Here is a 10,751-nt window from a genome sequence, read left to right as displayed (position 1 = left end):
ACCTACTCGTGCACCAGCCCCGTTCGCCACTCGCATGCCCTGTTTGCCACCGTCCCGTGCTGTGTCCGATGAGTCACCCATTGCCCACACTCCCCAAAGTTAGCTCGACCGTACTATAATTAGTACATGCGTACTAACGATGGGTCGGCTGGCGAGGGGCGGGGCACCGTCGGTGGCCGTGCCCGACGCGATCAGATCGAGCGTGCGGCTGCTGAGGTGCTTGCTGATGTCGGCTACGGCGCCGCGTCCGTCGCTCTCATCGCGAGGCACGCGGGGGTCAGCAAAGGCGTCATCACCTATCACTTCCCGAGCAAGGATGAACTGCTGCGCCGGGTGGCGCTACGCCTGTTCCAGGAATGCGCGGCCCATATCGCCGCATGTACCAATGGCGCGGCGACTCCTGCAGATCGACTGCGCGCAGGGATCAGCGCCGAGCTGGAGTTCTTCTCCTCTCGCCGCATCGAGTTCCGTGCGATGGCGGAAGTCATGGCCAATCACCGCGATGCCGGCTTCGTCCACGCGTTCAACGATGTCTCCGCCGCGGAAACCGAAGCTCTTGCGGACCTCCTGGTGGAAGGTCAGGCGCTGGGCCAGTTCAGAGCGTTTGATGCCGACGAATTCTCCCACCTGATCAGCTCGGCCAAGAACGGGCTGCTCGACCGATGGGCGGCCGACGACACCCTGAATCTCGAATCAGCATCAGCGGCGATGATCGACTTCGTCGAAAGTGCTGTTCTCGCCCGCTGAGGAGCCAATCTTCGTAACCAGGGGAGAAATCGCTAGCCGTCGTGACGCATTGCGTCGTCGGCACCGACGGACCACCGTCTCGAGCGGCATCAAGCGGCATCAAGCGGCGTCGAGGTACAGGTAGTCCTCCCAGTACGGGCCGATCTCCCGGAGCTGGGAGACGAGCCGCCACGTCCGGCCCCTCGGCGCCACCAACGGCACCCGCAGTTCCCACCCCAACTCCGAGAGGAGCTTGTCTGCCTTCCGGTGATTGCACGGCGCGCAGGAGGCCACACAGTTCTCCCACACGTGTTCGCCCCCGCGGCTGCGCGGGATCACGTGGTCGACCGTGGTCGCACGGGCATTGCAGTACCCGCACCGGTGAGAGTCGCGATGCATCAGTGCCGCCCTCGTCATGGGCACCTGCGCCCGGTACGGGATCCGGACGTACTCGCGGAGCATGATCACCGAGGGCACTCGAACGGCCGTGTAGACCGATCGGACCAGGATCTCGTTCGGGTGATCGTGGACCACCACCGCTTTGCCCCGGAGCAGCATCACCACGGCGCGGCGGGCGGGGAGGGCGGTGAGGGCCTCGTATCCCGCATTGAGCAGCAGGACTCGGGGCGCAGCGGCTAGCGGGACGTGCGGGTCCGGGACAGGCTCAAGCCGACCAGGGGGTCGTGACCCCGGTTGTCGGTACTCCGAATTCTCGCGCACGGCTGTGCCCATGGTCGGTCTCCGCTCGTCTGCTCCGAGCCCAGTGCAGCACTGTCAACCGGGCCCGTAGTGAACCTCGCCTGCAACGATGATGCACCCTCGATGAACACTTCGCGCGCGATCACTGCGTACCGGTTGTCCGCGCCGTTCTCCGGCCGTCGCCGACGGGTGGTGGATCGGACCCCCGGGCGGATCCCACGGGCATGATGGGGAGCATGAGCAGCACTACCTTCTATGACGAGATCGGCGGCGCGGAGACGTTCCGGAAGCTGGTCCACGAGTTCTACCTGCGGGTCGCCGACGACCCGGTGCTGCGCCCGCTGTACCCGGAGCAGGACCTGGGTCCGGCCGAGGACCGCATGCGGATGTTCCTCGAGCAGTACTGGGGTGGCCCCACCACCTACTCGGAGCAGCGCGGTCACCCCCGGCTCCGGATGCGCCACAACCCCTTCCGTGTGGACCGCGCCGCCCACGACGCCTGGCTCACGCACATGCTCGCCGCGGTGGACACGATCGACCGCGAGACCATGGACGACGAGCACCGGGCGGCGATGGTGGAGTACCTCACCCGCGCCGCCGCGATGATGGTCAACACCCCGGAGGACATGTGACGTCCCCGGCCCACGCCACTCGGCCGTGGGAGGACATGGTCCTCTACCAGATCTACCCGCGCTCCTTCGCCGACTCCGACGGGGACGGCACTGGCGATCTACAGGGCGTGATCGACCGCGTCGGATACCTGGAGTTGCTCGGCGTGGACGGGGTGTGGCTGTCCCCCATCATGCGCTCCCCCGGCGCCGATCACGGCTACGACGTCTCCGATCCGCGGGACGTGGATCCGTTGTTCGGAGACGTCGAGACGCTTCGGCGGCTGGTGGAGGCGCTGCACGCCGCGCGCATGGTCCTGATCATGGACCTGGTCCCCAACCACACGAGCATCGAGCACCCGTGGTTCGCCGCCGCGGTCGCGGCCGGCCCCGGTAGCCCCGAGCGCGAGCGGTACTTCTTCCGCGACGGTCTCGGCGAGGACGGCTCCCGTCCGCCCAACAACTGGCCGTCCGTCTTCGGCGGCCCCGCCTGGACCCGCGTCACCGAGCCCGACGGCACAGCCGGGCAGTGGTACCTCCACCTGTTCGCCCCGGAGCAACCGGATCTGGATTGGTCGCACCCCGACGTGGGCGACGACCTGGACGAGACCCTGCGCTTCTGGCTCGACCTGGGAGTCGACGGATTCCGGATCGACGTGGCGCACGGTTTTGCCAAACCGGACGATCTGGCCGACCTGCCGGACGATGTGGAGATCGCCCAGCTCGTCGTCGACGAGCGCGACGCACGGTGGGACCGACCCGGCGTCCACGACGTCCACCGGCGGATCCGCGCGGTCGTCGACGAGTACCCCGGCGCGGCGACCTTCGGCGAGGTGTGGGTGGGCCCGGTCGACCGGTTCGCCCGATATCTCCGCCCCGACGAACTGCACTTCGCGTTCCACTTCCCGCTCACCGGCGCCCCCTTCGAGGCCGGCGCGGTGCGCGAGGCCATCGACGCCACGCTCGAGGCCTCCCGCCTCGCCGACTCGGCACCCACCTGGGCGTTGTCCAACCACGACGTCGTACGAGAGGTGACCCGGTACGGGAACGGCGCCCTCGGCACCGCCCGGGCGCGGGCGATGCTGCTGGTGGAACTGGCCCTGCCGGGGATCACGTTCCTCTACGAGGGGTCCGAGCTGGGTCTGCCGAGCGACTTCTCGATCCCCCACGACCGGTTGACCGACCCCACCTGGGAGCGCAGCGGCCATGCAGAGATGGGCCGAGACCACTGCCGCGTCCCGATCCCGTGGGAGGGCTCCCGGCCGCCGTTCGGCTTCTCGACCTCCGATCACACCTGGCTCCCGATGCCGGACAACTGGGACCGCCTGACGGTGGAGGCCCAGATCGAGGACCCGCAGTCCACGTTGTCGTTGTACCGGGCCGCCATCGAGACCCGGCGATCCTGGCCGGGCCCACGGACCGCGTCGATCGAGTGGTACGGGGCGCCGTCCGGATGCCTGGCGTTCCGCCGCGACGACGGCGTGGTGTGCGCGCTCAACGCTTCTGCTCGATCGGTACCGCTGCCCGACGGCGAGGTCCTGCTCTCCTCGGGCCCCCTCACTTCAGGGCCCCTCGCGTCAGGACCCCGGACCGGCGAGATCCTGCCCCCCGACACCGCGGTATGGTTGCGACCACACTAAGAACGGGGATTAAACCATGAGGCTGTCGGAGAAGACCGCGATCGTCACCGGCGGCGCCGGCGGGATCGGCAGAGGCATCGTCCGGGCGTTCGTCAAGGAGGGCGCCCGAGTACTCGTGGTGGACATCAACGACGACGCCGGCAGTGCCCTGGCGGAGGAGCTGGGTGGGAAAGTCCGATACCTGGCGGCGGACATCTCGGTCGAGGACAACGCCCGCGTCATCGTCGAGAGCGCCGTCGAGCACTTCGGGCGCCTCGACGTCCTGGTCAACAACGCACACGCCTCACGACAGGCGCCGCTGCTGGAGACCACCCGGGAGATGCTGGACCTGTCGTTCGACACGGGGTTCTATCCCACCTTCTGGCTGATGAAGGCCGCGCACCCACACCTGTCCACGACGGGCGGTTCGGTGATCAACTTCGCCTCCGGCGCCGGCATCGAGGGCAGCCCCACCCAGGCCTCCTACGCGGCGGCCAAGGAGGCCATCCGGGCCATCTCCCGGGTCGCGGCCAACGAATGGGCCCGGGACGGCGTCAACGTCAACGTGATCTCGCCGCTGGCCCTCACCGAGGGCGTCGAGGCGTACATCGAGGCCAATCCCGGCGTGGAGAAGCACCTGCTCGCGGGGACCCCGATGCGCAGGTTCGGCGACCCGGAGGCGGACATCGGCCGCGTCGCGGTGTTCCTCGCCAGCGAGGACGCCCGCTACATGACAGGGCAGACGCTCATGGTGGACGGCGGCAGTGTCAAGCTCCGGTAACACCGGGCTCCCGTCAGCGTCACGCTCGGCGCCCGTCAGCGTCACGCTCCGCTGACGCGCAACCGCGGCAGGATCACGTCGCGGACCGTCTCGGGGTTGCGTTCCACCACCACCCAGCGGCGGCCCAGGTCGCGGGCCGCCACGGCAGTGGTGCCGGAGCCGGCGAACAGGTCCACCACCAGGTCGTCCGCCTCGGTCGCCAGTTCCACGATCCGCCGCATCAGTGCCTCCGGCTTGGGCGTGCGGAACCCATCGACACCCGCATTGCGCAGCTCTGCGCGAGCGGTGTCGGTGGACCCGACCTCCTGGGACAACCAGATGGACTTGAGCTTCTTGATCCGACCCACCTCGTGCCGGTCGCGCTGGTACACGTCGACCCGCGGCCCCGACCGACCCCGCACGAGTCGACAGACCAACTCGTCGCTGCGCTCCGCCGCCCGATCGCGGGACCAGCGCCACACGGCCGGGCTCAGGTCACCGAACACCGGCAGGATCTCGGTGAGCCCGGACACGGGGTCCACGGAGACCTCGCCGGTGTCAGGGTCGCCGTAGAGCGGGTAGGTCATGGTGGGCGTGGTGCGCGGGTTGAACCGCTTGTTGGTGTTGCGCAGCGGGAGCAGACGGTAGTTCACGCCGTCCTCGGCGGTATGCGGGAAGTCTGCGGGGTCGACCGCGGAGGCGACCCCGCCGGCCAGCCGGACACGCGCGGGATCCCGCGCGTACACCATGAGCCGGTCGTGCGATCCGGCGAAGAACCTGTCGAGCTGACGCCCCTTGGGGTTGCTCTCCACGGTGAGGTCGGCGATGAAGGCATCGGCGCCGAACACGTCGTCGAGTACGCAGCGGACGCGGTGGGCCTCCGCGTCGTCCAGGTGAACCCAGACGGTGCCGGTCGCCGCCAGGAGTTCGTGCGCCACCCTCAGTCGGTGCTCGATGTACCCCAGCCACTGGTGACGCGGCATGTTGTCGTGGTAGCCGTCGAAGCGGCCGCCACGGTTGTAGGGCGGGTCGAGGTACACCAGTTGCGCCGCGCCCGTGGTCGCGAGGCCGAGCTCGTCCAGCACGTCACCGGCCTCGGTGATCCTGGCCCCGTCGCCGCCGAGGACGACGCCGGTCACCCGACCCTCGGCATCAGGGACCGCCGCGGCGAGTTCCGGCGCCGATCCGTGATCGCCCGGGACCTCGGGCTCGCCCCTCCCGGGCCAGGAGACCGAGAACCCCGGTGACGTCATCGCGGCTCGAGAGTGAGCGCGTCAGTCCGGCGGTAGGCCGTGCCGTAGCGGGCGTCCAGTCGGAGCCATGCCCCGCGTTCACTCACCCTGACCGGTTCGCCCTCCGGAGCGCGCCCGGCCCGCTCGGGCACGAAGCCGCACATCACCATGGAGAACACGATCCGCATGTCCACTCCCACGGGACTGTCGGTGTCCGCGCGCACGGTGAGCACTTCCTGGTCCAACAACGAGGGCGGCAACCCGGCCGGCCCGGCGTTCTCCCGGGCTGCGCCCCGCCCGGACTCGGTCAGGTCCAGCAGGACCTGCGCGGGGATCGCCTCGAGCATCTGGAACCCGTCGGTCGGCGGGAGCAGCCCCTGCCACGATGAGGTGAGGGGCATCCCGGGGTCGACGAGTCCGTCGGCGTCGCCGCGCGGCAGCAGGTCGAGCTCGGTGAGCAGGTGGTCGGCACCGCACACCACGTCACCACCCGGGCAGCGTCCACCGACTCCGCGGACCACCAGGGCACCGAACGGCGTCCGGGACCACACCCGCATCCTGCCGTCGTCGCCGCTGGTCACGCGGACCACAGCCGCCTCGTCGAGCCGCAACAGCCGACGCAGGAAGGTTCGCAGGTCGTCGCGGTCGGCGGGGTCTGGCACCGCGACCATGTCGTCCCCCGTCCCGCCGATCCCCTCTGCCCCGCCGGCTCCGGGACGAATCACGCCGGGTCCTCGTGGCGGAATCGCATCAGGTACTCACGCTCGGCCCGGGTGAACCGCCGCGGCCGCTGGGTCGAGAGGTCGAACGCGGCGATGGTGGCCGTGCAGTCGACCGCCGCCGGCGCCGAGTCGGGTGTGGTGCGCGCCCGGACCTCGTGGCGCGCCACGAACATGGCGGCACCGACCTTCTCGCACCACATGCGCACCCGGATCGGGCCGTCGGCGTGCTTGATCTGGCCGCGGTACTTCACCGCGAGGTCGGTCATCACGGCGCCGGCGGTGAGGGTGGCGGTGGGCGTGCCCTCCTCGAAGAGCCACGGGATGCGGGCCTCTTCGAGGAGCGTGATCATCCGGGCGTGGTTGACGTGATGGTAGAGATCCTGATCCGACCAGCGGACGGGAATCGCTGTGGTGAACACGCGGCGTCCCGGCTCACCGGAGGCCCCGAGGGGTCCCCCGGCCTCGTAGACGAGCTGTTCGCTCACTGCGCGGGCCCCTCGTCGGTGATCGCCGCGCGCTGGTGTGCTGCCTCCAGGACGTGACGCACCCCGGTGGGGATCTCCACGGCCGTAGAGGTGGAGGCGTCGTAGGCGACCATCACCACGCGCAACGCGCAGCAGACCTCGCCCGCGGCGTCGAAGATCGTCTGCCTGATCTGGTACGAGGTGGTCCCGACGTGTTCCACCTCGATCTCCACGTCCACGGACGTCGAGTCCCGCAGCACCGGACGGAGGTGGTCGATCTCGACCCGGCGCACGACCTGCGGCAGGTTGCCGAGCCCGAACGGGCCGAAGCGGCTGCGGACGAACAGGATCCGCGCCTCCTGCGCGTACTCGATGTACTTGACGTTGTTGACGTGCCCGAACTGGTCGAAGTCCGCCCACCGCACCTGCAGGGTGCAGCGGAACGTCCCCCGGTCCGGGGTCTGCTCACCGGGACTCATCTCGCCTCCTCGCGCTCACCGAGCAGCGCCGCGCGCTCCTCGGGACTGATCTCGAGTGTCGTGGTCTCGTCCGGTGCCGTCACCACCAACACGGTGTCGACGACCGCGCACGGTTCCGGGCCCGTGGAATCCGACCCGATCGAGGTCCTCATCGTGAACGAGGTCCGGCCGACCCGGAGGACCTCGACGTCCACCCACACGCTCGTGGCGCCGTACCCGATGACCCGGCGGAAGTCGATCTCCATCCACCGCGCCAGCGAGATCGGCACCCGTGACCCGGGGACGCCGAACTTGTCCCGGAACCACATCAGCCTGGCGTCCTGGGAGAACTCCTGGAACCGCACGTTGTTGACGTGCTTGCCCACGAAGTCCGCGATGCGCAGGGGGATGTGGACCCGGTGGACGGCTCCGGGGGTCTGCGTGTCGGGCGCGGCGTGCGATCCCATGCGCGTCAGTCCCGCGTCAGCTTGCGGTGGGTGACCCGGTGCGGGCGGGCGGCGTCGGGGCCCAGACGCTCGACCTTGTTCTGCTCGTAGCCCTCGAAGTTGCCCTCGAACCAGTACCACTGCCCCTCGGCGACGTTGCCCTCCCACGCGAGGATGTGGGTACAGGTGCGGTCGAGGAACCACCGGTCGTGCGAGATCACGACGGCGCAGCCCGGGAAGTCCTCGAGGGCGTTCTCGAGGCTGCCGAGGGTCTCGGTGTCCAGGTCGTTCGTCGGCTCGTCCAGCAGGATCAGGTTGCCGCCGACCTTGAGGGTCAGCGCGAGATTCAGGCGGTTGCGCTCACCGCCGGACAGCACGCCGGCCTTCTTCTGCTGATCGGGGCCCTTGAAGCCGAAGGCGCTCACGTACGCGCGCGACGGCATCTCGTTCTGGCCGACCTCGATGAAGTCGTTGCCCTCGGAGACGACCTCCCACACCGACTTCTCGGGATCGATGTTCGCGCGGGACTGGTCCACATAGCTCAGCTTGACCGTGTCACCGACCCGCACGGACCCCGCGTCCGGCTCCTCGAGCCCGACGATCGTCTTGAACAGGGTGGTCTTACCCACACCGTTGGGGCCGATCACGCCGACGATGCCGTTGCGCGGGAGGGTGAACGACAGGTCCTTGATCAGGACGCGGTCGTCGAAGCCCTTCTGCAGCTTGTCCGCCTCGACCACCACGTTGCCCAGGCGCGGCGGGGTGGGGATCTGGATCTCCTCGAAGTCCAGCTTGCGGTGCTTCTCGGCCTCCGCCGCCATCTCCTCGTACTTGGCCAGTCGCGCCTTGGACTTGGACTGGCGGGCCTTGGCGCCGGAGCGGACCCACTCGAGCTCGGCCTTGAGGCGCTTCTGCAGCTTCTGGTCCTTCTTGCCCTGGACCTCGAGGCGCTCGGCCTTCTTCTCCAGGTAGGTGGAGTAGTTGCCCTCGTAGGGGTGCAGCTTGCCGCGGTCGACCTCACAGATCCACTGCGCCACGTGATCGAGGAAGTAGCGGTCGTGTGTGACGGCCAGGACGGCGCCCGGGTAGGCGGCCAGGTGCTGCTCCAGCCACAGCACCGACTCGGCGTCGAGGTGGTTGGTGGGCTCGTCGAGCAGGAGCAGGTCGGGCTTGCTCAGCAGCAGCTTGCACAGCGCGACGCGGCGCATCTCGCCACCGGACAGGTGGGTGACGGGCGAGTCGCCCGGCGGGCAACGCAGTGCGTCCATGGCCTGCTCGATCTGGGAGTCCACGTCCCAGGCGTCCACCGCGTCGAGCTGCTCCTGGAGCCGACCCATCTCCTCCATGAGCTCGTCGGTGTAGTCGGTGGCCATCTCCTCGGCCACCGCGTTGTACCGGCGGATCTGCACCATGGTCTCGCCGAGTCCGTCCTCGACGTTCTCCTTGACCGTCTTGGTCTCGTCGAGCACGGGCTCCTGCATGAGGATGCCGACGCTGGCCTCCGGGTCGAGGAACGCCTCGCCGTTCGAGGGCTGGTCGAGGCCGGCCATGATCTTGAGGATCGAGGACTTGCCCGCGCCGTTGGGCCCCACGACGCCGATCTTCGCACCGGGATAGAAGGACATCGTCACGTCGTCGAGGATCACCTTGTCCCCGTGCGCCTTGCGAACCTTCTTCATCGTGTAAATAAACTCGGCCACTTCTGCCCTCTCACCTGCGCAAATAGTTCACATCGCCGCGGCCAGGCCGCGGGCACGACCCCCATGTTACGTGCCCACCCGCGGCCTCGGTGAGCACGGCGGAGGGCTACCCGCGGCCCTGCCGGTTCAGACCCGGACCGCCTCCGCGAACGCGCTGTCGGCGGCCCGCCCCTCCGGCGCGTCGTCGGCGTCCCGGGAGCCGATCTCCATGACGTCCTCCACGCCGTCCGCGCCCTGCGACTGCCCCGCCCCCTCCCCGTCGGGAGAGATGCCGGGCCCCTCCGGTTGGGCCCTGCGCATGGTCACGTCCATCCGCGACAGGTCCGGGCCCAGGGCGGTCACCCGCATCTCCAGGTCGCGCTGGATCCTGCCGTCCTTCTCGTACTCGTTGGTGAGAAGCCGACCCTGGACGATCACGCCGTCGCCCTTGACCAGTTTCCCCGACGCCCGCTGCGCCAGCCTGCCCCAGCAGTTGGCCGAGAAGTACAGGGTGCCGCCGGTCTTCCACTCCCCGGTGTCGCGGTCCTGGTAGCGGGTGTTGCTGGCCACCCGGAAGGAGAACACCGAGTCCTCTCCGACGCGGCGGGTGGTGGGGTCGGTGATCACGGTTCCGCGGACGGTGGTGTGGGTCTCGTTCATGGTCTCGCTCCTGTCACACTCGGACCGACCGTGCGTCGGCCTCGTGCCCCAGAGCGTGCCCCACCTCGTCGTCGTCGTATCCCGGTCGCACCGCCCGCGGTGCCCGCCCTGTGGAGTGGCGGGAGGGGTGTGGAGCGAGGAGCCCGACGACGACGAGGTGGGCGCCTCTCAGGCCCGGCGGTCGGCGCGGGACATCTCACCGAGCATCTCGTTGTAGGCCCTGAGCTCGGCGTCGTCGTCGCGCTCAGCCTGCCGCTCGCCGCGCCGCGCGTCCCGCATGTCGCTCTGGTACCACTGCCAGGCCAGGGCCAACATGACGATGAACAGCGGGATCTCCCCCGCCGCCCACGCGACGCCGCCGCCGACCTGCTGGCTCTGCAGCAGGTCCGGGATCCAGGGCAGCCCGATCCCGCCGTACCAGTTCTCGGCGAGCACGGTCTTGTAGTTCATCAGCATGATGCCGAAGAAGGCGTGGAACGGCAGCGAGCTGAGCAGCACCATGAGCTTGTAGAGCGGCGAGAAGTGCCGCGGCGCCGCGTCGACCCCGATGATCACCCAATAGAACAGGTAACCGCTGATGAGGAAGTGGACGTTCATGAACATGTGGCCCAGGTGCTCGGAGGCCAGAGCCTCGTAGAACCCGCCGAAGTAGATGATGTAGAAACCCGCCACGAACTG

General features: G+C 69.0%; 13 protein-coding genes. 4 read left to right on the top strand and 9 right to left on the bottom strand.

What is annotated here, in order from left to right:
• The first annotated feature begins 126 nt into the window (after positions 1-126).
• Positions 127-747, top strand: a complete 621-nt coding sequence (locus G6018_RS01740) for a TetR/AcrR family transcriptional regulator (protein ID WP_182638558.1) — start codon at positions 127-129, stop codon at positions 745-747.
• A 99-nt stretch (positions 748-846) separates the two neighbouring features.
• Here G6018_RS01740 and G6018_RS01735 read toward each other — a convergent pair whose 3' ends face one another.
• A complete protein-coding gene (locus G6018_RS01735) occupies positions 847-1,458 on the bottom strand; it encodes an HNH endonuclease (protein WP_182638557.1) in 612 nt (203 codons plus the stop codon).
• Between the two features lie 203 nt (positions 1,459-1,661).
• On the opposite strand from G6018_RS01735, the gene G6018_RS01730 reads away from it, so the two are divergent.
• Genes G6018_RS01730 through G6018_RS01720 form a run of 3 tightly spaced genes read left to right on the top strand, consistent with a single transcriptional unit; the run spans position 1,662 to position 4,433 of the window.
• The gene (locus G6018_RS01730; protein WP_182638556.1) at positions 1,662-2,057 is read left to right on the top strand and encodes a globin; all 396 of its coding nucleotides are present in this window, start codon (positions 1,662-1,664) and stop codon (positions 2,055-2,057) included.
• Between the two features lie 35 nt (positions 2,058-2,092).
• Positions 2,093-3,673 carry an alpha-amylase family glycosyl hydrolase gene (locus G6018_RS01725; RefSeq protein WP_182638560.1) on the top strand — a complete coding sequence of 527 codons (1,581 nt, stop codon included), beginning with the start codon at positions 2,093-2,095 and terminating at the stop codon, positions 3,671-3,673.
• A gap of 16 nt (positions 3,674-3,689) precedes the next feature.
• Positions 3,690-4,433, top strand: a complete 744-nt coding sequence (locus tag G6018_RS01720) for an SDR family oxidoreductase (RefSeq protein ID WP_182638555.1) — start codon at positions 3,690-3,692, stop codon at positions 4,431-4,433.
• Between the two features lie 41 nt (positions 4,434-4,474).
• Here the strand turns inward: G6018_RS01720 and G6018_RS01715 are convergent, their stop codons facing one another.
• From G6018_RS01715 to G6018_RS01680, 8 genes are all read right to left on the bottom strand, one after another.
• On the bottom strand, positions 4,475-5,665 hold the full coding sequence (locus G6018_RS01715; protein WP_182638554.1) for a site-specific DNA-methyltransferase: 1,191 nt from the start codon (positions 5,663-5,665) through the stop codon (positions 4,475-4,477).
• Positions 5,662-6,369, bottom strand: coding sequence for a hypothetical protein (locus G6018_RS01710; RefSeq protein ID WP_347237762.1), 708 nt, complete (start codon positions 6,367-6,369; stop codon positions 5,662-5,664). Before G6018_RS01710 ends, G6018_RS01715 begins: the two co-directional genes overlap by 4 nt.
• Positions 6,366-6,851 (bottom strand): thioesterase family protein, encoded by a 486-nt coding sequence (locus G6018_RS01705; protein WP_182638553.1) that lies wholly within the window; start codon positions 6,849-6,851, stop codon positions 6,366-6,368. Before G6018_RS01705 ends, G6018_RS01710 begins: the two co-directional genes overlap by 4 nt.
• Positions 6,848-7,309: a thioesterase family protein gene (locus tag G6018_RS01700; RefSeq protein WP_182638552.1), complete on the bottom strand. Its 462-nt coding sequence runs from the start codon at positions 7,307-7,309 to the stop codon at positions 6,848-6,850. Before G6018_RS01700 ends, G6018_RS01705 begins: the two co-directional genes overlap by 4 nt.
• Complete coding sequence (locus G6018_RS01695; RefSeq protein ID WP_179524887.1) at positions 7,306-7,755, bottom strand: acyl-CoA thioesterase; 450 nt, start codon at positions 7,753-7,755, stop codon at positions 7,306-7,308. Before G6018_RS01695 ends, G6018_RS01700 begins: the two co-directional genes overlap by 4 nt.
• A gap of 5 nt (positions 7,756-7,760) precedes the next feature.
• On the bottom strand, positions 7,761-9,434 hold the full coding sequence (ettA, locus tag G6018_RS01690; protein ID WP_182618281.1) for an energy-dependent translational throttle protein EttA: 1,674 nt from the start codon (positions 9,432-9,434) through the stop codon (positions 7,761-7,763).
• Between the two features lie 126 nt (positions 9,435-9,560).
• Positions 9,561-10,073 carry a single-stranded DNA-binding protein gene (locus G6018_RS01685; RefSeq protein ID WP_182638551.1) on the bottom strand — a complete coding sequence of 171 codons (513 nt, stop codon included), beginning with the start codon at positions 10,071-10,073 and terminating at the stop codon, positions 9,561-9,563.
• Positions 10,074-10,241: 168 nt separating this feature from the next.
• The coding region (locus tag G6018_RS01680; protein ID WP_182638550.1) for a cytochrome c oxidase assembly protein at positions 10,242-10,751 on the bottom strand (510 nt) is incomplete at its 5' end.

Source organism: Dietzia sp. DQ11-44, assembly GCF_014145205.1.
GTDB classification, from domain to species: domain Bacteria; phylum Actinomycetota; class Actinomycetes; order Mycobacteriales; family Mycobacteriaceae; genus Dietzia; species Dietzia natronolimnaea.
The sequence above is the reverse complement of the archived record's forward strand: the minus strand, read 5'-3'. Positions and strand labels throughout refer to the sequence as shown.